This window comes from Pseudomonas sp. ARP3 (assembly GCF_001029595.1).
GTDB classification, from domain to species: Bacteria; Pseudomonadota; Gammaproteobacteria; order Pseudomonadales; family Pseudomonadaceae; genus Aquipseudomonas; species Aquipseudomonas rhodesiae.
In genome coordinates, this window is the sequence record NZ_LEKF01000037.1 from 1 (window position 1) to 23,026 (window position 23,026).

The following is a 23,026-nucleotide window of genomic DNA, read 5'->3' on the forward strand; positions in this document are numbered from 1 at the left end:
CCACCGCCCCCTCCGCCGCCGCCACCGCCGCGTCCGCTGCTGCTGAGGATCGCCAACAGGATCGCGCCCACCGGCAGGCCCAAGCGATTGCACAGCCACAACACGCCGATCAGCAACACGAACAGGCCAATGGAGAGCCGCGGATTATCCTTGGCAAAGTTGCCATCCGCCACATGGGCCGGCACCGCCAGCGGTTCACCGCCGACCACCTGGATCATCGCAGCCACACCGTCGCTGATGCCCTGGCTGTACTGGCCGGCCTTGAACTTGGGCGCGATCACTTGGTTGATGATCACCCAGGACTGCGCATCGGTCAGTACACCTTCCAGGCCGTAACCGACTTCGATGCGCAACTTGCGCTCATCGCGGGCGACGATCAACAGCGCGCCGTTGTCCTTTCCCTTCTGGCCGATGCCCCACTGGCGCCCCAATTGATAACCGAAGTCCTCGATCGGCACGCCTTGCAGGTCAGGTACGGTGACCACCACGATCTGATCGCCGCTCTTCTGCTCCAGCGCCTGCAACTGCTGGGTCAACTGCGCGCGCACCGCCGGGTCGATCATTTGGGCGTTATCCACCACCCGCCCGGTCAGCGCCGGGAAGGTCAACGCCGCCTGGGCCACGCCCACGCAGGCCAACAGCCACAGCGCCAGGCCTATCCTTAATAAACGCATCGACACCTCAGTGCAGCCTTATTTGAACTTCACTTGCGGCGCTTTATCGGCATCGGCACTGGTGGCTTCGAACGTGGCGCGGATCGGCAAATCGCTGTACATCACGCTGTGCCACAGGCGGCCCGGGAAGGTGCGGATCTCGGTGTTGTACGCCTGCACGGCCTGGATAAAGTCGCGGCGCGCCACGGCGATGCGGTTTTCGGTGCCTTCCAGTTGAGATTGCAGGGCCAGGAAGTTCTGGTTGGCTTTCAGATCCGGGTAGCGTTCGGAGACCACCATCAAGCGATTGAGGGCGCCGCTCAAACCGTCCTGGGCCTGCTGGAACTGCTTGAGTTTTTCCGGGTTGTCCAGGGTGCTGGCATCGACCTGGATCGACGTGGCCTTGGCCCGCGCTTCGATCACGGCGGTCAGGGTGTCCTGCTCATGGGCGGCATAGCCCTTGACCACTTCCACCAGGTTGGGGATCAGGTCGGCACGGCGTTGGTACTGGTTCTGCACTTGGCCCCAGGCTGCCTTGGCCTGCTCGTCCAGGGTGGGAATGTTGTTGATGCCGCAACCGCTCAGCACCGTGCTGATCAATAGCAGAGCCGCGGCCTTGAGGCCCCAGCGGTTAACCTGTGCTGCTTGCATGGTGTATCTCCTGCCCAAACTGGATGGAATTGGATGACCTGCCCTATAAACCGCGCGCTTGGGGCATAATCCGCCACCACTGGTACGCATCGAGCCAATCAGCTACAAAGATGCCCAGCGCGAATAAGAGTTCAGAGTGTGCTGCATTTATCTGAACAACGCCCGAACAACAATAGACGCTCCCCACATTTTGGCCGATCAGCGCAAGCGCTGTGCAGTGAGCCGAAAAAGGATATTCATGAAAAAGCTGTGTTTGCTCGGCCTTGTTGCCACTCTGGCCAGTCACCCCGTATGGGCAGAAACAAAGCCTGCTGCGCTTAAGGACAAGGACGCTTTCGTCAGCGACCTGCTCAAGCAGATGACCCTGGATGAGAAGATCGGCCAGTTGCGCCTGATCAGCATCGGTCCCGAAATGCCCCGCGAGCTGATCCGCAAGGAAATCGCCGCCGGCCGCATCGGCGGCACGTTCAACTCCATCACCCGCCCGGAAAACCGTCCGATGCAGGACGCGGCCATGCGCAGCCGCCTGAAGATCCCGATGTTCTTCGCCTACGACGTGATCCACGGCCACCGCACCATTTTCCCAATCAGCCTGGCCCTGGCCTCCAGCTGGGACATGGATGCCATCGGCCGCTCCGGGCGCATCGCCGCCCAGGAAGCCGCCGCCGACAGCCTCGACATCACCTTCGCGCCGATGGTCGACATCTCCCGCGACCCGCGCTGGGGCCGCACCTCCGAAGGCTTCGGCGAAGACACTTACCTGGTCTCGCGCATCGCCGAAGTGATGGTCAAGGCGTTCCAGGGCACCAGCCCGGCCAATGCCGACAGCCTTATGGCCAGCGTCAAGCACTTCGCCCTGTACGGCGCGGTGGAAGGCGGTCGCGACTACAACGTGGTCGACATGAGCCCGGTCAAGATGTACCAGGATTACCTGCCGCCCTACCACGCCGCGATCAAGGCCGGTTCCGGCGGTGTGATGGTGGCGCTCAACTCGATCAACGGCGTGCCCGCCACCGCCAACACCTGGCTGATGAACGACCTGCTACGCAAGGCCTGGGGCTTCAAGGGCCTGACCGTCAGCGACCACGGCGCGATCTTCGAGCTGATCAAGCACGGCGTGGCCAAGGACGGGCGTGAAGCCGCGAAGCTGGCGATCAAGGCCGGCATCGACATGAGCATGAACGACTCGCTGTACGGCAAGGAACTGCCGGGGCTGCTCAAGTCCGGCGAGATCGAACAGAGCGACATCGACAACGCCGTGCGCGAAGTGCTCGGCGCCAAGTACGACATGGGCCTGTTCAAGGACCCGTACCTGCGCATCGGCAAGGCCGAGGACGACCCGGTCGACACCTATGCCGACAGCCGCCTGCACCGCGCCGAAGCGCGCGACATCGCCCGGCGCAGCCTGGTGCTGTTGAAGAACCACAACGACACCCTGCCCCTGAAGAAATCCGCCACCATCGCCCTGGTCGGCCCACTGGCCAAGGCGCCTATCGACATGATGGGCAGTTGGGCCGCCGCCGGCCGCCCGGCGCAATCGGTGACTCTGCAGGACGGCCTCAACGCCGTGATCGGTGAAAAAGGCAAAGTGATCTACGCCCGCGGCGCCAACATCACCAACGACAAAGCCGTAGTCGATTACCTCAATTTCCTTAACTTCGATGCGCCGGAAGTGGTGGATGACAAGCGCTCGCCCCAGGCCATGATCGACGAGGCGGTCCAAGCGGCCAAGCAGGCCGACGTGATCGTCGCCGCAGTGGGCGAGTCCCGTGGCATGTCCCACGAGTCGTCGAGCCGCACCGACCTGAACATCCCGCAAAGCCAGCGCGACCTGATCAAGGCGCTCAAGGCCACCGGCAAACCGCTGGTCCTGGTGCTGATGAACGGCCGCCCGCTGTCGATCCTGGAAGAGAACCAACAGGCCGATGCGATTCTGGAAACCTGGTTCGCCGGCACCGAAGGCGGTAATGCAATTGCGGATGTGCTGTTCGGCGACTACAACCCGTCGGGCAAACTGCCGATCACTTTCCCGCGTTCGGTGGGGCAGATTCCGACCTACTACAACCACCTGACCATCGGCCGCCCCTTCACACCGGGCAAACCGGGCAACTACACCTCGCAGTACTTCGATGACACCACCGGGCCGCTGTTTCCGTTTGGTTATGGCCTGAGCTACACCACGTTCAGCCTGTCGGACATGGCCCTGTCGTCCACCACCCTGAACAAGACCGGCAAGCTCGACGCCAGCGTCACCGTGAAAAACACCGGCAAGCTCGACGGCGAAACCGTGGTGCAGCTGTATATCCAGGACGTGGCCGGCTCGATGATCCGCCCGATCAAGGAGTTGAAGAACTTCCAGAAAGTCATGCTCAAGGCAGGTGAAGAGCGCACGCTGCACTTTACCATCACCGAAGACGACTTGAAGTTCTACAACACACAGCTCAAGTACGCCGCTGAACCGGGCGAGTTCAATGTGCAGATCGGCCTGGACTCTCAGGATGTACAGCAACAGAGCTTCGAACTGCTCTAAGCCTGACCCGGTCAAAAAATGTGGGAGGAGCTTGCCCCCTCCCACATTTGATCTCAGTGTTCTTGCTAGCCTCGCCGGTCCAGCAAGTTCACCACCAACCGATCTATCCACCCCCAGACGCGCTGCTTGACCCGCCGCCACAATGGCCGTGCCTTCCACGCCTCCAGGCTCACCGCCTGGCTCTGGGCAAAGTCCCGCTCAAAACTCGCCACCACCGCCTGGGTCAGCTCGGGGTCCAGTGCTTCCAGATTGGCTTCCAAGTTGAAGCGCAGGTTCCAGTGGTCGAAGTTGCACGAGCCGATACTTACCCAGTCGTCCACCAGCACCATCTTCAGGTGCAGGAAGCACGGCTGGTATTCAAAGATCTGTACGCCTGAACGCAGCAAACGCGGGTAATACCGGTGCCCGGCGTAGCGCACGGACGGGTGATCGGTGCGCGGCCCGGTGAGCAGCAAACGCACGTCCACGCCGCGCCCCGCCGCTCGGCGCAAGGCACGCCGCACGCCCCAGGTCGGCAGGAAATAGGGAGTGGCCAGCCAGATGCGCTGGTGGCTGTTGTTCAGCGCGCGGATCAACGATTGCAGAATATCGCGGTGCTGGCGGGCGTCGGCGTACGCGACGCGGCCAAGCCCCGGCCCGCTGGCGGGCACTTTGGGCAGACGCGGCAAGCCAAAATGGGTCGCCGGTTTCCACGCGCGGCGCGCCGCGTTGGCGTGCCATTGGCGGTCGAACAATGCCTGCCAATCCAATACCAGCGGGCCGCTGATCTGCACCATCACTTCATGCCACTCGGCCGTGTCGTGGCCCGGTGTCCAGAACTCGTCCGTCACGCCCGTGCCACCCACCACCGCCACATGCTGGTCGATCAGCAACAGCTTGCGGTGGTCGCGGTACAGGTTGCGCATCCAGCGACGCCAGCTCAGGCGATTGTAAAAACGCAGCTCCACGCCCGCGTCGGTCAAGCGCTTGCGCAGCGACAGGGTAAACGCCAGGCTGCCGTAATCATCGAACAGGCATCGCACGCGCACACCGCGCTCGGCGGCGAGCACCAACGCTTGCACCATTGCCTCGGCGCACGCGCCGGCCTCTACCAGGTACAACTCCAGATCCACTTGCCGTTCGGCGCGGGCAATGCCCACCAGCATCTGCGGAAAAAACTGCGGGCCGTCGATCAACAACTCGAAACGGTTGGCGCTGCGCCACGGGAACACCGCGCCGCCCATGTCAGCGCGCCGTGAAGATCAGCACCGCACCCACCGGCACCGACAAACTGATGGACTTGAGCCCGGCCGCCTTGCGCAGCGCGGCCACCCCGGGCGCCAGGTCGAAATCCTCGGCGTGCAGCACCACCGGTTCCAGGGTCACCACCTGGAAGCGTCGGTCATCCAGGCGCGTAGCCAGCAGCTCGGCGCTGTAGGTCTGGGTCTTGCCATGCAAGGTCACACTCAGGGGCAGGCGCAACTCCAGTTGCGCGCCCGGGGCCAGATCATTGATGGGTTGCAGGTTGATCTGTGCGCTGATCAGCGCTTCGGGGAAGGTCTTGATCTCGAACAACTGATTGCGCATGCGTTCATCGCGCAGCGGAATGCCACTGTTGACCGACTCCAGCTCCACCTGCACCTGCGCCGCGCCCTTGTCGTCGACCTTGCCGTGCAAGACCAGGAAGCGCTGGACCTCGGCAATCTCGGTGTTTTTGGTGGTGACGAAAGACAGGCGCGAGGACTCGTTGTCCAGGTACCAGTCGGCGTGGGCGGGCACGGCAACAGCGGCCAGCAGGACAAAAGCCAGGGGTTTGATAAACGAAACGTCGAACATTAAGGACTCGCGGGGCGAAAAACCTGCACGAACCTTAAGCGCAATGTCACGAACGGCGCAAATCCAAATGTGGGAGTGGGCTTGCTCGCGAAAATGCGGTGAGCCTGTTGGTACATCTTTACTGACAGACAGCTTTGGCGGGCAAGCCCGCTCCCGCAGGGGATCTTGTGTCAGGGGTTCAGGCGACAGCCTTGGCGCTCCCCCAACCAACGCGCCGTATGGGTGCGCCCCAAGCCACTGGCCGTTACTTCGCTACGCAGCGGGTTATCGGTGAACGCGCTGGTCGGCACGTACTGTTTTACGTACCCCAGGCAATACGCCGCCGGGTTATTCGCGACATAGCGGCAGGAGCAATATTCCTTGGCGGTGTACGCCGCGATGATATCGGGGAAGGCTTGCAGGTTGACGCGCTCGTGCCAAACCCACCCCAACAGCGCGAGCAACAGCAGCAGAAACAGGCTGGTGAACGGACGACGACGGATCATGGTTGCACCGCCGCAAGTACGCGTTTGAGCAGTTCGTTGTGGCGGTAGCTGCCGTCGCGGTCGTCGCCGTAGCGCACGATCACCAGGCGCTGCTCGGGCATCACATACAGCGCCTGGCCCCAGTGGCCGAGGGCGGCGAAGGTGTCGGCGGGGGCATCGGGCCAGGGCCTTGGCGTGCCTTGATTAAGCCACCAATGGCCGCCGGGCGTGGCTTCGTCCTGGCCGGCTTTGTAGTTATCGAACGCCTGGCGATTGAAGGCCACCCAGTCCCTGGGCAGCAGTTGCTGGTCCTTCCAACGCCCATCCCGCGCCATCAGTAGGCCGACCCGCGCAAGATCGCGAGCGGTGAGGTAGGCATAGGAGGAGGCAACAAAGGTTTCGTCGGCGTCGGTTTCCCAGGTGGCATTGCGAATACCCAGCGGTGTGAACAGCGCATCCCACGGGTAGCTCATGTACGCCTTGTGGCCAAGCATGCCTTTAAGAGCAGCGGATAAAAGATTGCTGTCGCCACTGGAATACCGAAACGCCCGCCCCGGTGCGCTGAAGGTGTCGCTGTTCGCGGCGAACTCGGCCATATCCGCGCGCCCGCGGGTGTAGAGCATCGCCACGACGGAGGATTTTAGCGGGGCGAATTCGTAGTCTTCCTGCCAGTCCAGGCCCGAGGCCCAGTGCAGCAGGTCGGCCATGGTCACCGTCGGGTGCTGCTTCATCGGCGGGTAGAAACGCGCCACCGGGTCGCTCAATTTGAAGCGATTGTCGCCATAAGCCACGCCCAGCACGCAGGCCATCAGGCTCTTGCTCACCGACCAAGTCAGGTGCGGCGTGCTGGCGCTGGTGGGCGCGGCGTAGCGTTCGTAAATAACTTTACCGTCGCGGATCACCAGTAAGGCATCGGTGCGAATGCCTTGGCGGGTGGCGTCGTCGCGCGGTGCAAAGGCATAGGCGTCCAGGGCTTCGAGCGCGGGGCCGGTGAGCGGCGTGCCCTTGGCCCATTCTTGGTCAGGCCAGGTCTCAGCATGGCCGTTAATAGTGATTAACAGCAGCACGGCGCACAACAGACCTTTGACCATAGACACGGACTCAACGGGGCATTCAAACCCGCGAGCCTAGCCCCGCTGGATGACAGATTGACGACACAGTGCCTGTCATCCAAGCGTCACCATAACTTCATGGAGATGACACCGGGCCTCCATAGCCTGAGTTTGGACAACAAAGTCGACCGGCCGAAACGTGGCCGGCACTCGGAGACTCGCCATGACTCAGATCGCCCGCATCAGCGACACCGGCAATGAACGCCGTCTGCAAGCCGAACGCCTGATCGGCGCCCAGGCTTTGCAGGAAGCCCAGGCCCTGCGGTTCAACGTATTCAGCGGCGAGTTCAATGCCAAGCTGAAAGGCGCGGAACATGGCCTGGACATGGATGATTATGATGTGCACTGCAGCCATATCGGCGTGCGGGACTTGAGCACCGGTCGTCTGGTAGCCACCACACGCTTGCTCGACCACCAGGCCGCCAGCACGCTGGGGCGGTTCTACAGTGAAGAAGAATTCAGCCTGCATGGCTTGCTCCATCTCAAAGGCCCGATCCTGGAGATTGGCCGCACCTGCGTCGACCCGGCCTATCGCAACGGCGGCACCATCGCCGTGTTGTGGGGTGAGTTGGCCGAAGTGCTCAACCAGGGCGGCTACAGCTATTTGATGGGCTGCGCGAGCATTCCCATGCACGACGGCGGCATCCAGGCACACGCGATCATGCAGCGTCTGCGCGAACGCTATCTGTGCAACGAGCACCTGCGCGCCGAACCGAAAAAACCGCTGCCGGCCCTGGATCTGCCGTCCAACGTGATCGCCGAAATGCCGCCGCTGCTCAAGGCCTATATGCGCCTGGGGGCGAAGATCTGCGGCGAGCCGTGCTGGGATGAGGATTTCCAGGTGGCCGACGTATTTATCCTGCTCAAGCGCGACGAGTTGTGCCCACGGTATGCGCGCCATTTCAAGGCGGCCATGTGATGAGCCGCCTGCGCGTGTACGTGCGCATCGCCCGGGTGTTGCTGGTGGTGGCGCTGGGCTTGAGCATGGCCAGCGTGTTCGGTGTGTTCGAGCGATTGGGCATCGCCAACTCGATGGTGCGGCGCCAACGCTGGTCGCGGTTTTTCATGGCGCGGCTGACCAACGCCCTACCCTTTCGCGTGACGGTACACGGTGAGTTGCCGACGCAGCCGATGCTGTGGGTGAGCAACCACGTGTCCTGGACCGACATTCCGCTGTTGGGCGCCGTGGCGCCGATGTCGTTCCTGTCCAAGGCCGAAGTGCGCACCTGGCCGGTGGCCGGCTGGCTGGCGGCCAAGGCCGGTAGCCTATTTATCCGCCGGGGTTCGGGCGACAGCCAACTGATCCGCAAACAAATGACCCGCCACCTGGAACAACAGCACCCGCTGCTGATGTTCCCCGAAGGCACCACCACCGACGGTCGCAGCCTGCGCACCTTCCACGGGCGCCTGCTGGCCAGCGCCATCGATGCGGATGTGTCGCTGCAACCGGTGGCGATCCGTTACCTGCGTGACGGACAGGTCGATCCCCTGGCGCCGTTTATCGGCGATGACGACTTGCTCTCGCACCTGATGCGGTTGTTCGCCAATGACCAGGGCGATGTGGAAATTCATGTGCTCACACCGATTGCGTGCGCCGGGCAGGAACGCGCGGCGCTGGCTTACCAGGCGCAGCAGGCGGTGCAGAAGGTGTTGTTTGGGCCGGTGCCGGAGGTAGAACAAGTAGCGGCGCGACCAGCGTTCGCAGCTTGAGACAAATGTGGGAGGGGGCAAGCCCCCTTCACATTTAGTTTGATGTTGTCAGTTGAGACTGTGCGAACACCTGCAATTCAGGGTAGAAGCGCCGGAAGTCTTCACTCAACGGTTCATATAAAAGTCGCAACTCCTGCATCGCCTGCCCCAACTCCTCAGGCTGCGTCAGCCGCCGCGAAATCCCACGCAACACCTGCTCCATCACCGCAAAGTCGCGGTACGAGCCCAACCAATCATCGGCCGCCATAAACGGCGCAATCTGCGCCAACCGCCCGGGCAACTGCGGTTCGGCAGCCAATACGCGGTATACCTGCGAGGTGAAGTGCTCCAGCGGCTGGTCGGCATACAAGGTCCAATCCCGCGCCAGGCAGTGATCGAAGAACACGTCCAGAACAATCCCCGCATAGCGCCGACGGGTCAGGCTGAAGCGCGACAACGCCTGCCCCACCAGCGGATGGCTGTCGGTAAAACGGTCGATCGAGCGATGCAACTGGATCGCCGCTTCGATGGATGGGCTGAACTGGCCCTGCAGACGGCCTTTGACGAAGTCGCCATACAGGCTGCCCAGCAGTTGCGCAGGAAGTTGGCCGCCCAGGTGCAGATGTGCGAGATAATTCATGGCGCGCAGTTTAGCACTGCCGCCAACGTATCGTTATAACCCGATATACCGATTTGAGATGATCTCAGAGCTAAATCGTATTGGTATATCGGGATATACCGATTTAAAGTTCGCCTCATCGCGATATAACGCTTTACGACACCGAGCACACTGCCATGTCCATCGACCTCGACGAAATAATAAAAGCCCTGGCGCACCCAGTACGGCGAGACATCCTCAACTGGCTCAAAGACCCAAAAGTGCAATTCCCCGAGCAATTGCACAACCACGAATACGGCATCTGTGCCGGGCAGATCGACCAGCGCTGCGGCTTGTCCCAGTCGACCGTGTCGGCGCACCTGGCCACCTTGCAACGGGCGGGTCTGATCAGCAGCCAGAAGGCCGGGCAGTGGCACTTTTTCAAACGCAATGAGGAAGCGATCCAAGCCTTCCTCACGGCGCTTATCACTGAACTCAGCGCTGAACCGCTGTAAAAAGGATCCGCAAATGCCCCTCTCGCTCCTCATCCTGGCCTTGAGCGCCTTCGCCATCGGCACCACCGAGTTCGTCATCATGGGTTTGCTGCCCGATGTGGCGGCGGACCTCGGTGTATCGATCCCTGGCGCCGGTTGGCTGGTCACCGGTTACGCCCTGGGCGTGGCCATTGGCGCGCCATTTATGGCACTGGCCACGGCCAAACTGCCACGCAAGGCAGCTCTGGTCGCGTTGATGGGGATCTTCATTATCGGCAACCTGCTCTGCGCACTGGCCAGCGACTACAACGTGCTGATGTTTGCCCGCGTGGTCACCGCACTGTGCCACGGCGCGTTCTTCGGCATTGGTTCGGTGGTGGCGGCCAACCTGGTGCCGGCCAACAAGCGGGCCTCGGCCGTAGCCCTGATGTTCACCGGTTTGACCCTGGCCAATGTCCTCGGCGTGCCCCTGGGCACCGCACTGGGCCAGCAAGCCGGCTGGCGCTCGACCTTCTGGGCCGTGACGGTGATCGGTGTGGTGGCGCTGATCGGGCTGATCCGCTTCTTGCCGGCCAAGCGCGATGAAGAAAAGCTCGACATGCGCGCCGAACTGGCCGCCCTCAAGGGTGCTGGTATCTGGCTGTCGCTGAGCATGACGGCGCTGTTCGCTGCGTCCATGTTCACCCTCTTCACCTATGTGGCGCCGCTGTTGGGCGATGTCACCGGAGTGTCGCCCAAAGGCGTGACCTGGACCCTGCTGCTGATCGGCCTGGGCCTGACCGTGGGCAACATCATCGGCGGCAAACTGGCGGATAAACGTCTGGCGGCCACGCTGATTGGCGTATTTATCAGCATGGCGGTGGTGTCCACCGCGCTGAGCTGGACCAGCGTCGCCGTGATCCCCACCGAAATCACCCTGTTCCTGTGGGCAACCGCCGCGTTCGCCGCCGTGCCGGCGCTGCAGATCAACGTGGTGACCTTCGGCAAGGCCGCTCCGAACCTGGTGTCCACCTTGAACATCGGCGCGTTCAACATCGGCAACGCCCTCGGTGCCTGGGTCGGTGGCAGCGTGATCGCCCATGGTTTCGGCCTGACCAGTGTGCCGCTGGCGGCCGCTGCCCTGGCGATCCTTGCCCTGCTGGTGACCTTGATAACTTTCCGTCAGAGCGGCGATGCCGACCTGGCCCCTGCGACCAACTGATCCACGTAATAGAGAAGGTATTGTGCGATGACGACTATTTTCGATCCGATCAAACTGGGTGACGTGGAGCTGTCGAACCGCATCATCATGGCCCCACTGACCCGCTGCCGCGCCGACGCCGGTCGCGTGCCCAGCGCGCTAATGGCCGAGTACTACGTGCAGCGAGCGTCTGCCGGGCTGATCCTCAGCGAAGCCACTTCCGTCACACCGATGGGCGTGGGCTATCCGGACACCCCCGGTATCTGGTCCAACGACCAGGTGCGTGGCTGGGCCAACGTGACCAAGGCCGTACACGGCGCCGGCGGCAAGATTTTCCTGCAACTGTGGCATGTGGGGCGCATCTCCCACCCGTCGTACCTGAACGGCGAAACCCCAGTGGCCCCGAGTGCGATCCAACCCAAGGGCCACGTCAGCCTGGTGCGTCCGCTGGCCGACTACCCGACTCCGCGAGCCCTGGAAACCGCTGAAATCGCCGACATCGTCGACGCCTACCGTACCGGCGCCGAGAACGCCAAGGCCGCCGGTTTCGACGGTGTGGAAATCCACGGCGCCAACGGCTACCTGCTCGACCAATTCCTGCAGAGCAGCACCAACCAGCGCACCGACCAGTACGGCGGCTCCCTGGAAAACCGTGCACGCCTGCTGCTGGAAGTGACCGACGCGGCCATTGAAGTCTGGGGCGCCGGCCGCGTGGGCGTACACCTGGCACCCCGCGCCGACGCGCACGACATGGGCGATGCCAATCTGGCGGAAACCTTTACCTACGTGGCCACTGAGCTGGGCAAGCGCGGCATCGCGTTTATCTGCTCCCGTGAAAAAGAAGGCGCCGACAGCCTTGGCCCGCAACTGAAAAAAGCCTTCGGCGGCGCGTACATCGCCAATGAACGCTTCACCAAGGACAGCGCCAATGCGTGGCTGGCCGAGGGTAAAGCGGATGCGGTGGCGTTCGGCGTGCCTTTCATTGCAAACCCGGATCTTCCGGCTCGCCTGGAGGCCGATGCGCCGCTGAACGAAGCCCATCCGGAAACCTTCTATGGCAAAGGCCCGGTCGGTTATATCGACTATCCGACCCTGCCGCTGTAATCGCCTAAAACACAAACCAAATGTGGGAGGGGGCTTGTCCCCGATAGCGGTGGGTCGGCTATAAGCTGCCCATCACTCGCTATCGGGGGCACGCCCCCTCTCACTTTGCCTAGGTAACATTCCTTCACAGCATTGCAACAAAATCCCTACAAAATACTTAGGCGGCTACCTATCAAGCGCCGGCCAGCCCGTATATAAAGTCACCCCACGAATAAGTCAGAAGGACGATTGACCGTCCTTAGGCTTTACTGTTGACACAACTGGACGCAATTACGCATTTTGTCTCAATTGCGCAGGCTGGGGCTCAAGCGCAGCATGTCCAGCCCGGCCTCTACCCAGCGTTCGGCTTCCTGCTGCAATTGAAAGCTGTCGGGTACCAGCAACCATTGGCCGATCAGCCCGTTGATGTACGCATGGAGGCACACGGCTCCCCGCGTGGTGTCGAGGTTTTCCGGTAGCTGCCCGCGATGGACCGCGTTACGCAGCGTCAGGCCGATACGCAGGTTGCATTCCAGGCTGTGGGTTTGACGCTGACGACGCATGTCGCACATTTCGTCGGTGAATTCGCACTTATGAAACAAGATCTCATTGATGCGTCGGGTTTTCGGATCCAGGGCCACTTGATGGAACAAACGAATCAGCAGTTTGCGCATGCAGCCCAGCGGGTCGAGTTCATCCTCGCTTTCACTGGCCCGCGCCAACTCGTCCAGTGGCTCGTGCAGCGTATCGAGCAGGGCCTGGAGCAAGTCGGACTTATTGCTGAAATGCCAATAGATAGCGCCGCGCGTCACGCCGGCCAACGCGGCGATGTCTGCCAGCGTGGTGCGCGCAACGCCGCGCTCGTAAAAGGCTTGCTCGGCGGCATCGAGAATCTGGCTGCGCGTTTCCTGAGCTTCCTCTTTGGTGCGACGAACCATGGCAGTAAAACCTCAATCAGAACACGTGGGACTATCGTTAACGCAGTGTTAATAGATGTTAACGATCATCTGAATAATTGTGGGACGACGCCGTCATGGGCACCGAACGTACTAAAATCGAGGCTTTGGACATTGCTTTGTCAACAATCCGCAAAGCCTGTCAAGAGTTTACAAACAACCATGAACGTAAGTATATTGCGTAGCAAGCTACTTATCTACTCGCGGCTTGTTTTTTACCCTTCCACACTTCTTGTGCGCACCCTGCGCGCCTGACCCGAGGATCTTCATGCAACTTAAGCCAGCTGTTACCGCTCTGGTCACTGCCGTCGCCCTGGCATCGCTGCTCAGCGGATGTAAAAAGGAAGAAGCGGCTCCGCCCGCTCAAACCCCTCTGGTCGGCGTCGTCACTCTGCAACCGCAAGCCTTTACCTTGACGTCCGAACTGCCAGGCCGCACCACGGCCTTCCGCATCGCGGAAGTTCGCCCGCAGGTCAATGGCATCATTCTCAAGCGCCTGTTCAAGGAAGGCGCGGACGTGAAGGAAGGCCAGCAGCTTTATCAGATCGACCCGTCGGTCTATGAAGCCACCCTGAAAAGCGCCCAGGCCAGCCTGAGCCAGACCAAATCCATCAGCGACCGCTACAAGCAGTTGGTGGATGAGCAGGCCGTGAGCCGTCAGGAATACGACACTGCCGTCGCCAATCGCATGACCGCCGAAGCAAACGTTCAAACCGCCCAGATCAACGTGCGCTACACCAAAGTGTTCGCGCCGATCTCCGGGCGTATCGGCCGTTCTTCGGTGACCGAAGGCGCACTGGTCAGCAATGGCCAGGCCGATGCCATGGCCGTGATCCAACAACTGGACCCGATCTACGTCGACGTGACTCAGTCTTCAGCCGAAATGCTGAAACTGCGCCGCGACCTGGAAAGCGGCCAACTGGAGAAAGCCGGGGCCAATGCCGCCAAGGTCAAGCTGACCCTGGAAGACGGTAGCGACTATAAGCACGACGGCAAACTGGAATTTTCCGAAGTGTCGGTCGATCAGACCACCGGTTCCGTGACCCTGCGCGCCGTGTTCCCCAACCCCGATCACACCCTGTTGCCGGGCATGTTCGTGCACGCCCAACTGCAAGCCGGTGTGAACAGCAAGGCGATCCTGGCCCCGCAGCAAGGCGTGACTCGCGATCTCAAAGGCACTCCTACGGCGTTGATCGTCAACGCGGACAACAAGGTCGAGCAACGCGAGCTGGTGGCCAACCGTACCGCCGGCGCCTACTGGCTGGTGGAAAAAGGCTTGAATGCCGGTGACCGTGTGATCACCGAAGGCTTGCAGTACGTCAAGCCGGGCGCCGAGGTCAAGGTCAAGGACGCGGACAACGCCAAGCCCGCCGGTACCGCTGCTCCTGCTGCCGCTGCTGGCAAAGGGGAGTAACCCATGTCGAAATTTTTTATCGACCGTCCCATTTTCGCCTGGGTGATTGCCCTGGTGATTATGCTGGTCGGGGCACTCTCGATCCTGAAGTTGCCCATCAACCAATACCCGGCCATCGCGCCGACCGCCATCGATATCCAGGTGACCTACCCAGGCGCGTCCGCACAAACCGTGCAGGACACCGTGGTGCAGGTGATCGAGCAACAGCTCAACGGTATCGACAACCTGCGGTATGTGTCCTCGGACAGTAACTCCGACGGCAGCATGACCATCACCGTAACGTTCAACCAGGGTACGAACCCCGACATCGCCCAGGTGCAGGTGCAGAACAAGCTGAACCTGGCCACCCCGCTGCTGCCGCAAGAAGTGCAGCAACAGGGTATCCGCGTGACCAAGTCGGTGAAGAACTTCCTGATGGTGATCGGTCTGGTGTCCGAAGACGGCAGCATGACCAAGGACGACCTGTCCAACTACATCGTGTCCAACATCCAGGACCCGATCTCGCGGACAGCCGGCGTGGGTGACTTCCAGGTGTTCGGTTCCCAGTACGCCATGCGTATCTGGCTCGACCCGGCCAAGCTGAACAACTACCAGTTGACCCCGGTCGACGTCAGCACCGCCATCGCCGCACAGAACGTACAGGTGGCCACCGGCCAATTGGGCGGCTTGCCTGCCCTGCCCGGCACCCAGCTGAACGCCACCATCATCGGTAAGACACGCCTGCAAACCGCCGAGCAGTTCGGCAACATCCTGATGAAGGTCAACACCGACGGCTCCCAAGTTCGCCTCAAGGACGTCGCGCGCATCGAGCTGGGTGGCCAGACCTACAGCATCAGCGCGCAGTTCAACGGCAAGCCGGCCTCCGGTATGGCGATCAAACTGGCATCCGGCGCCAACGCCCTGGATACCGCCAAGGCTATCCGCGCCACCGTGGCGTCCCTGGAACCGTTCTTCCCGCCTGGTATGAAGGCAGTGGTGCCGTATGACACCACCCCAGTGGTGACCGAATCGATCTCCGGTGTAGTGCACACCCTGGTCGAAGCGATCGTGCTGGTGTTCCTGGTGATGTTCCTGTTCCTGCAAAACTTCCGCGCCACCATCATCACCACCATGACCGTACCGGTGGTATTGCTGGGTACGTTCGGCATCCTGGCGGCGTTCGGTTTCACCATCAACACCCTGACCATGTTCGGCATGATCCTGGCCATCGGCCTGCTGGTGGACGACGCCATCGTGGTGGTAGAAAACGTCGAGCGGGTGATGGCCGAGGAACACCTGTCGCCTAAAGAAGCGACGGTCAAATCCATGACCCAGATCCAGGGCGCCCTGGTAGGTATTGCCCTGGTACTGTCGGCGGTACTGTTGCCGATGGCGTTCTTCGGCGGTTCCACCGGGGTGATCTACAAACAGTTCTCCATCACCATCGTTTCGGCCATGGCGCTGTCGGTACTGGTTGCCCTGATCTTCACCCCGGCGCTGTGCGCCACCATGCTCAAGCCGATCGATCCCGAGAAGCACGGCCAACCCAAGCGTGGTTTCTTCGGCTGGTTCAACCGCACCTTCGACCGTAGCGTAGTGAGCTACGAGCGTGGCGTGGGCAACATGATCAAGCACAAGATCCCAGCGTTCCTGGTGTACCTGCTGATCTTCGCCGGCATGATCTGGCTGTTCATGCGCATCCCGGCGGCGTTCCTGCCCGACGAAGACCAGGGCGTGATCTTTGCCCAGGTGCAGACACCGGTCGGTTCCACCGCTGAACGTACGCAGAAAGTCATCGACGACATGCGGATCTTCCTGCTCAACGATAAAGAAGGTGAGCCGGGCGAAGGCAAAGGCGTTAAATCGGTGTTTACCGTGAACGGCTTCAACTTCGCCGGTCGCGGCCAAAGCTCCGGCCTGGCGTTCGTGATGCTCAAGCCGTGGGACGAGCGTGATGCGTCCACCTCGGTGTTCGAGATCGCCAAGCGCGCCCAGGGCTACTTCATGCAGACGTTCCAGGACGCCATGGTGTTCGCCATCGTGCCGCCGTCGGTACTGGAATTGGGTAACGCCACAGGTTTCGACGTGTTCCTGCAAGACCAGGGCGGTGTCGGTCATGAGAAGTTGATGGCCGCGCGCAACCAGTTCCTGGGTATGGCGGCACAGAGCAAGATCCTGGCCGGTGTGCGCCCCAACGGCGTGAACGATGAGCCGCAATACGAACTCACCGTTGACGACGAGAAGGCCAGCGCCCAGGGCATCTCCCTGGCCAACATCAACCAGACCCTGGCGATTGCCCTGGGTGGCAGCTACGTCAACGACTTCATCGACCGTGGTCGCGTGAAGAAAGTGTACGTGCAAGGTGAAGCCGCCAGCCGCATGTCTCCAGAAGACCTGAACAAGTGGTACGTGCGCAGCGACTCCGGGAAGATGGTGCCGTTGTCGGCCATCGCCACCGGCAAGTGGATCTACGGTTCGCCGAAGCTCTCGCGTTACAACGGCGTGGCCGCGATGGAAATCCTCGGCACTCCGGCACCGGGTTACAGCACCGGTGAAGCGATGGCCGAAGTGGAGCGCATCGCCAAGCAACTGCCGGCGGGCGTGGGCTATGCCTGGACGGGTCTGTCGTATGAAGAGCGCTTGTCCGGGTCCCAGGCTCCGGCGTTGTATGCGCTGTCGCTGCTGGTGGTGTTCCTGTGCCTTGCGGCACTGTACGAGAGCTGGTCGATCCCGATTGCGGTGGTGTTGGTAGTGCCCCTGGGCGTGGTGGGTGCGTTGATCGCCACCAGCATGCGCGGGCTGTCCAACGACGTGTTCTTCCAGGTGGGCCTGTTGGTCACGGTGGGTCTGGCGGCGAAAAACGCCATCCTTATCGTGGAGTTTGCCAAAGAGCTTCACGAACAGGGTAAAGGCATCGTCGAGTCGGCTATCGAAGCGTCTCGCATGCGTCTGCGGCCGATCATCATGACCTCCATGGCGTTCATCCTCGGCGTACTGCCCCTGGCGATCTCCTCAGGCGCCGGTTCAGGCAGCCAGCACGCCATCGGTACCGGCGTCATTGGCGGCATGATCACCGCCACTGTCCTGGCGATCTTCTGGGTGCCGCTGTTCTTCGCTACCGTGTCGGCCATCGGCAACCGCAAAGAACCCGAAACCAAGCAAACTTCTAACGAGGCTGGCCAATGAGCAAGTCGCTACTTTCCCTAGCCGTCACAGCCTTCGTGCTCAGTGGCTGCTCGCTGATCCCTGACTACCAGCGCCCCGACGCGCCGGTAGCAGCGCAGTACCCGCAGGGGCCGGCGTATTCGTCGGCCCAGGCGCCGGGTCAGGCTGCCGCCGAGCAAGGCTGGAAGCAGTTTTTCCATGACCCTGCCCTGCAACAGCTGATCCAGACCGCACTGGTGAACAACCGCGACCTGCGTGTCGCGGCCCTGAACATCGATGCCTACGCTGCGCAGTACAACATCCAGCGCGCCGACCTGTTCCCGGCCGTTTCGGCCACGGGCAGCGGTGAGCGCTCGCGCACCCCGGCTCGCCTGTCGCAGACCGGCGAATCGAGGATCGCCAGCCAGTACTCGGTCGGTCTCGGGATCAGCTCCTACGAGCTGGACCTGTTCGGTCGCGTGCGCAGCCTGAGTGAAGAAGCCCTGCAAAAGTACTTCGCCACCGAAGAAGCGCGGCGCAGCACTCAGATCAGTCTGGTGGCCAGCGTGGCTAACGCCTACCTGACCTGGCAGGCCGATAAGGAACTGCTCAAGCTGACCCAGGACACCCTCGCCGCGTTCGAGCAGAGCTACAAGCTGACTTCGCGTAGCAACGAAGTCGGCGTGGCCTCGGCCCTGGACCTCAGCCAGGCGCGCACCTCGGTGGAAAACGCCCGGGTGTCCCTGGCCCGCTACACTCGCCAGGTGGCCCAGGACGAAAACAACCTGACCCTGCTGCTGGGCACCGGCCTGCCGGCCAATCTGGCCAGCCAGCCGCTGTCGGATGACCTGCTCAGCGAAGTGCCGGCCGGCTTGCCGTCGGACCTGCTGCAACGTCGCCCCGACATTGTGCAGGCCGAGTACAACCTCAAGGCCGCCAACGCCAATATCGGCGCAGCCCGTGCGGCGTTCTTCCCAAGCATCAGCCTGACCGCCAGCGCCGGCACCGCCAGCCCGAACCTGGGCGGCTTGTTCAAAGGCGGCTCGGGCACCTGGTCGTTCGCGCCGCAGATCAACATCCCGATCTTCAACGCCGGCAGCCTGCGCGCCAGCCTGGACTACTCGAAGATCCAGAAAGAGATCAACGTGGCGAACTACGAGAAGGCGATTCAGACCGGCTTCCAGGAAGTCTCCGACGGCCTCGCCGCGCGGGCGACCTACAAGCAGCAATTGGAAGCCCAACGCGGTTTCGTCGAGGCCAACCAGGATTACTACCGCCTGGCGGAGCGTCGCTACCGCATCGGTGTGGACAGCAACCTGACGTTCCTCGATGCACAGCGCCAACTGTTCAGCGCGCAACAATCGCTGATCACCGACCGCCTCGCGCAGTTGACCAGCGAGGTCAACCTGTACAAGGCCCTCGGCGGTGGCTGGAACGAGCAGACTGCAAAGAATGAACCGCTGAAAGAAGAAGCGCCGGCGTTCAAGGCGTTCTGATAACGCCGTCGTCAAGAAAAACGCCTCCCTGACAGGAGGCGTTTTTTTATGCGCGTTTATCTCTGTATCTGCCCGGACGTTAAGATCTCTCCTATATCTTTTCCGAAGCTCATGAGTTTTCCTCCCTCGCGTGCTTCAACATCTACTGTGACCACCCCCAACTACGCCCTGAAAAGTCCGTGTTCGACTGTCAACCCTGACAGTAGACACCCCAGTGGTGAAACGTAAGGTTGAAAGGTTGAGCATCCCGTTCGCGACGACAAACACCGCCAGCCCGCTCGGGTCAGCGGCCACCGTCTTGCTTTGCGTTCAGCCTTTCGGGAAAATTGGTTACAGATTCTTACAGACCACAGAGGGAGCTTGTCGTAATGATCGTAGGAATCGACCTGGGGACGACCAACAGTCTCGCAGCGGTCTGGCGCGGTGATGCCGCCGAATTGGTGAGCAATGCCCTTGGCCAATTGCTCACCCCGAGCGTAGTCGGGCTGGATGATCAGGGGCGCGTGCTGGTCGGTCAGGCCGCCAAGGAGCGCCTGCACACTCACCCGCACCTGACTACGTCGCTGTTCAAGCGCTACATGGGCAGCGCCACCGAAGTGCGCCTGGGCGACCGTTCGTTCCGCCCGGAAGAACTCTCGGCACTGGTGCTCAAAAGCCTGAAAGAAGACATCGAGCGCACCTACGGCCTCACCGTCACCGAAGCCGTGATCAGCGTGCCCGCGTACTTCAGTGACGGCCAACGCAAAGCCACGCGCATTGCCGGTGAGCTGGCCGGGCTCAACGTTGAAAAGCTGATCAACGAACCCACCGCCGCCGCCCTCGCCTACGGCCTGCATCAACGCGACAAAGAAACCTCGTTCCTGGTGTTCGATCTCGGTGGCGGCACGTTTGACGTGTCGATCATCGAGCTGTTCGAGGGGGTCATGGAAGTGCGCGCCAGCGCCGGCGACAATTTCTTGGGCGGCGAAGATTTCGACACGCTGCTGCTGGAGCATTTCGTCGACAGCCAGCGCAACGCCCAAGGCTTTCCGCCCACCAGCAGCGTGCTGCACACCCTGCGCCGCGAGGCCGAGCGCGTACGCAAGGCATTGGGCCAAGATGACAGCGCCGATTTCACCCTGCGCGTCGATGGCCAGCAGTGGGTCAAAACCATCACTCAAGCGGAGCTGGCCAAGCTCTACACGCCGCTGTTGGAGCGCCTGCGCGCGCCAATCGAGCGGGCCCTGCGCGATGCGCGCATTCGTGTCAGTGACCTGGATGAAATTCTGCTGGTGGGCGGCACCACGCGCATGCCGCTGGTGCGCAAACTCGCCGCCGGGTTGTTCGGGCGTTTTCCCTCCATCAGCCTCGACCCCGACCAAGTGGTGGCCCACGGCGCCGCAATCCAGGCCGCCCTCAAAGCGCGTTCCGCCGCGCTGGAAGAAGTGGTGCTGACCGACGTGTGCCCCTACACCCTGGGCATCGAAACCTCGAACCAATACGGCGGCCATATCGAAAGCGGCCACTACCTGCCCCTGATCGAACGCAACAGCAGCGTGCCGGTGAGCCGGGTCAAAAGTGTGGTCACCCTGCACGATGACCAGAGCCGCGTGCTGCTGAAGATCTATCAAGGCGAAAGCCGCTTGGTGAAAGACAACATCGAACTGGGCCAACTGGAAATCGCCGTGCCCAAGCGCAAGGCCGGTGAGGTCTCCCTGGACGTACGCTTTACCTACGACAATAACGGCTTGCTGGAAGCCCAGGTAAATATCCCGCTCACCGGCGAGCAACATTCCCTGGTGATCGAAAACAACCCAGGTGTGCTCAGCCCGCAGGAAATCCAGCAACGCCTGCAAGCCCTGGCGCTACTGAAGATTCATCCGCGTGACCAGCAGGTCAACACCGTTCTGACCGCGCGCCTTGAACGGCTCTATCAGGAAAGCCTGGGTGAGCTGCGCGAACAACTCGGGCATTGGGCCGCTCAGTTCCAGCAGGTGCTCGACACCCAGGACGAACGCCGCATCCGCGAAGCCCGCAGCGAACTGACCCGGCAACTGGAGCAGCTCGATAACGGCTTTTGGCGCTGAGGAAAGATCACATGGATTGTTGGACCGTACTGCAGCTGCCGGAAGATGCCGACGAGCGCACCATCAAACGCAGCTATGCGCGGCTGCTCAAAAGCTGCCGCCCGGATGAAGACGCCGCCGGCTTCCAGCGCCTGCGCGAGGCCTATGAAGAAGCGCTGAGCGAAGCGCGCTGGCGCATGGACAACGCCGAGGCAGTGGCCGTCGAGGCACCGCTGGCCGAAGCGCCCCCCGACAACCTCCGCGATCTGGCCGAACTGATGGACGTGCGCCCCCTCAGCCCGGCGCCGTTCGACGCCCCCGCGCCAGACCCTGCCGAGGCGCTGATCTGCGGCCTCAATGCCCATAACCTCGATGAACGCTGGGCGCAGGCTCGGCAACAGGGTTGCGCCGACGCGTTCCAGGCCGGCCTGTTGCGCCATTGTTTCAATGCCCCCGGCGAACGCAGCGCCATCGCCCAATGGGCCGCGCAGCACCTGGAATGGCTGACGCCGTGGCAGCAGGTAGCGATGACCCCTTGGCAATACGAGGCGCTGACCGGCGAACTGCTGCAGGACTATCGCCGCACCTTGCAAGAACTGCTGGAGCAACAGGCCGAGCGCGAGTTCATCAGCCAATTGACGCAGTACAACAGCCAGGCCTGGTTACAGGTATTCGACTTGCAGCAGCAGTGGCAACGCATCGTTCTGCAATTGCTGCATGACACCCAATGGAGCGTGCCGCTGTTCGAACGAGTGTGCCAGACATTTGGTTGGGACGATCAGAAAGGGGTGTACCCGGAACCGGCGTGGATGTGGCGCCAGTTGGTGTCGCGTTGTGAGCAGGAGAGTTTCTTCACTCATCTGCAAGAAAAGGCCCAGGACACCCGACGCAACTCCGCCGACGCTCTGGCCGCGCGTTTATTGCTGACGCCGATGTCCACCACTCAACAAAAACGCATCATCGACACCTTCGGCGAAAACGAATGGAACGCCTGCCAGCACCTGGCCGAGACCCTGACCTGGCGTTATCCGCAACTGATCGAGCGGCTGCCTCAGCCTGACCTATTCTTCTGGCGCAAATTCGTGCCACGGCCGATCTACACCCAAGTGTTTATCCGGTTGTGGGCCGTGTTCGCCCTGGGTATCGGCCTGAGCATCGCCCACTCCAGGCCCGACAAGCTGGACTTGATGTCGGTGTCGATCTTTATGTTCATGGCACTGGTGCCGGCCGGTATCGGTTTTCGCGTTACGCAGTTTTGGGCCGGGATGAGTTCGACCTACAGAGTGCTGGACTTGTGGCTGAGCCAGCGCTTGATCCCCAAGCGACTCAACCCCAACGACTATTGGCTGGTGATCCGCCACGGCGTGCCGCAAGCGATCATGCTGGTGGCCTGCGCCTTGATGCTCGGCATCCTCGGAGCGTTCACCTATGCCGGCATGGTGCTGATCAACCTGCTGCACAAAAAACGCATCGGTCATATGAGCCAACGCTTCAGCGAAGGCTACCCGTGGCTCAACGGCCTGCATTGGGCGTTCTGGAGCCCATGGCAAGCGGTGTTCCTGGTGGCGATGGTGGCCGTGATCGTCGCGGCCCAGCATTACCTGCCGGCGTTCCCCTGGACCCACATCGATCTGCCCAAACGCTGAGCCTGCCGGGCCTGCGCGCCCGGCAAGTTGCGTTCGATCATCGCCCACAACCCGCCCTCCCCCGATTGAACACTCTT

At 61.8% G+C, this 23,026-nt stretch carries 19 protein-coding genes; 11 read left to right on the forward strand and 8 right to left on the reverse strand.

The window, feature by feature from the left end; translation table 11 throughout:
- Positions 1-674 (reverse strand): YgcG family protein (locus tag ABX75_RS26970; RefSeq protein ID WP_047883025.1); only part of this gene is annotated, 674 nt, incomplete at its 3' end.
- 18 nt (positions 675-692) lie between these two features.
- Positions 693-1,304, reverse strand: a complete 612-nt coding sequence (locus ABX75_RS26975) for a LemA family protein (protein WP_034096341.1) — start codon at positions 1,302-1,304, stop codon at positions 693-695.
- Positions 1,305-1,542: 238 nt separating this feature from the next.
- Here ABX75_RS26975 and bglX point away from each other — a divergent pair, with 238 nt between their 5' ends.
- Positions 1,543-3,834 carry a beta-glucosidase BglX gene (bglX, locus tag ABX75_RS26980; RefSeq protein ID WP_047883026.1) on the forward strand — a complete coding sequence of 764 codons (2,292 nt, stop codon included), beginning with the start codon at positions 1,543-1,545 and terminating at the stop codon, positions 3,832-3,834.
- Between the two features lie 65 nt (positions 3,835-3,899).
- Here bglX and ABX75_RS26985 read toward each other — a convergent pair whose 3' ends face one another.
- The 4 genes from ABX75_RS26985 to ABX75_RS27000 all read right to left on the reverse strand — a co-directional run bounded on the left by ABX75_RS26985 (position 3,900) and on the right by ABX75_RS27000 (position 7,204).
- Entirely contained in the window at positions 3,900-5,057 is a 1,158-nt protein-coding gene (locus ABX75_RS26985) for a phosphatidylserine/phosphatidylglycerophosphate/cardiolipin synthase family protein (RefSeq protein WP_034112344.1), read from the reverse strand.
- Between the two features lies 1 nt (position 5,058).
- Positions 5,059-5,649 carry a YceI family protein gene (locus ABX75_RS26990; RefSeq protein ID WP_034096338.1) on the reverse strand — a complete coding sequence of 197 codons (591 nt, stop codon included), beginning with the start codon at positions 5,647-5,649 and terminating at the stop codon, positions 5,059-5,061.
- A gap of 170 nt (positions 5,650-5,819) precedes the next feature.
- The gene (locus tag ABX75_RS26995) at positions 5,820-6,134 is read right to left on the reverse strand and encodes a hypothetical protein (protein WP_034096337.1); all 315 of its coding nucleotides are present in this window, start codon (positions 6,132-6,134) and stop codon (positions 5,820-5,822) included.
- Positions 6,131-7,204, reverse strand: a complete 1,074-nt coding sequence (locus tag ABX75_RS27000) for a serine hydrolase (RefSeq protein WP_047883027.1) — start codon at positions 7,202-7,204, stop codon at positions 6,131-6,133. Before ABX75_RS27000 ends, ABX75_RS26995 begins: the two co-directional genes overlap by 4 nt.
- A 184-nt stretch (positions 7,205-7,388) precedes the next feature.
- Between ABX75_RS27000 and olsB the strand changes: the two genes are divergently transcribed.
- Both olsB and ABX75_RS27010 read left to right on the forward strand, forming a co-directional pair.
- Complete coding sequence (gene olsB, locus ABX75_RS27005) at positions 7,389-8,144, forward strand: L-ornithine N(alpha)-acyltransferase (protein WP_034112338.1); 756 nt, start codon at positions 7,389-7,391, stop codon at positions 8,142-8,144.
- Positions 8,144-8,935: a lysophospholipid acyltransferase family protein gene (locus tag ABX75_RS27010; RefSeq protein WP_034112336.1), complete on the forward strand. Its 792-nt coding sequence runs from the start codon at positions 8,144-8,146 to the stop codon at positions 8,933-8,935. Before olsB ends, ABX75_RS27010 begins: the two co-directional genes overlap by 1 nt.
- 34 nt (positions 8,936-8,969) lie before the next feature.
- Here ABX75_RS27010 and ABX75_RS27015 read toward each other — a convergent pair whose 3' ends face one another.
- A complete protein-coding gene (locus ABX75_RS27015) occupies positions 8,970-9,554 on the reverse strand; it encodes an ACP phosphodiesterase (protein ID WP_047883028.1) in 585 nt (194 codons plus the stop codon).
- 155 nt (positions 9,555-9,709) lie between these two features.
- Between ABX75_RS27015 and ABX75_RS27020 the strand changes: the two genes are divergently transcribed.
- The 3 genes from ABX75_RS27020 to ABX75_RS27030 are packed head-to-tail and all read left to right on the forward strand — an operon-like array spanning position 9,710 to position 12,290.
- Entirely contained in the window at positions 9,710-10,027 is a 318-nt protein-coding gene (locus ABX75_RS27020) for a helix-turn-helix transcriptional regulator (protein WP_034096332.1), read from the forward strand.
- 13 nt (positions 10,028-10,040) lie between these two features.
- A complete protein-coding gene (locus ABX75_RS27025) occupies positions 10,041-11,207 on the forward strand; it encodes an MFS transporter (RefSeq protein ID WP_034096331.1) in 1,167 nt (388 codons plus the stop codon).
- Positions 11,208-11,234: 27 nt separating this feature from the next.
- On the forward strand, positions 11,235-12,290 hold the full coding sequence (locus tag ABX75_RS27030) for an alkene reductase (protein ID WP_047883029.1): 1,056 nt from the start codon (positions 11,235-11,237) through the stop codon (positions 12,288-12,290).
- 284 nt (positions 12,291-12,574) lie between these two features.
- Here ABX75_RS27030 and ABX75_RS27035 read toward each other — a convergent pair whose 3' ends face one another.
- Entirely contained in the window at positions 12,575-13,207 is a 633-nt protein-coding gene (locus tag ABX75_RS27035) for a TetR family transcriptional regulator (RefSeq protein WP_034137306.1), read from the reverse strand.
- Between the two features lie 286 nt (positions 13,208-13,493).
- On the opposite strand from ABX75_RS27035, the gene ABX75_RS27040 reads away from it, so the two are divergent.
- The 5 genes from ABX75_RS27040 (at position 13,494) to ABX75_RS27060 (ending at position 22,949) form a co-directional block, all read left to right on the forward strand.
- Positions 13,494-14,639, forward strand: coding sequence for an efflux RND transporter periplasmic adaptor subunit (locus tag ABX75_RS27040; protein ID WP_034096328.1), 1,146 nt, complete (start codon positions 13,494-13,496; stop codon positions 14,637-14,639).
- Between the two features lie 3 nt (positions 14,640-14,642).
- Positions 14,643-17,804, forward strand: a complete 3,162-nt coding sequence (locus tag ABX75_RS27045; RefSeq protein ID WP_034112334.1) for an efflux RND transporter permease subunit — start codon at positions 14,643-14,645, stop codon at positions 17,802-17,804.
- On the forward strand, positions 17,801-19,258 hold the full coding sequence (gene adeC / locus ABX75_RS27050) for an AdeC/AdeK/OprM family multidrug efflux complex outer membrane factor (RefSeq protein WP_034112333.1): 1,458 nt from the start codon (positions 17,801-17,803) through the stop codon (positions 19,256-19,258). Before ABX75_RS27045 ends, adeC begins: the two co-directional genes overlap by 4 nt.
- Positions 19,259-19,626: 368 nt before the next feature.
- A complete protein-coding gene (locus ABX75_RS27055; protein ID WP_047883030.1) occupies positions 19,627-21,324 on the forward strand; it encodes a molecular chaperone HscC in 1,698 nt (565 codons plus the stop codon).
- An 11-nt stretch (positions 21,325-21,335) separates the two neighbouring features.
- Entirely contained in the window at positions 21,336-22,949 is a 1,614-nt protein-coding gene (locus ABX75_RS27060; RefSeq protein ID WP_047883031.1) for a J domain-containing protein, read from the forward strand.
- Positions 22,950-23,026: the final 77 nt, after the last annotated feature.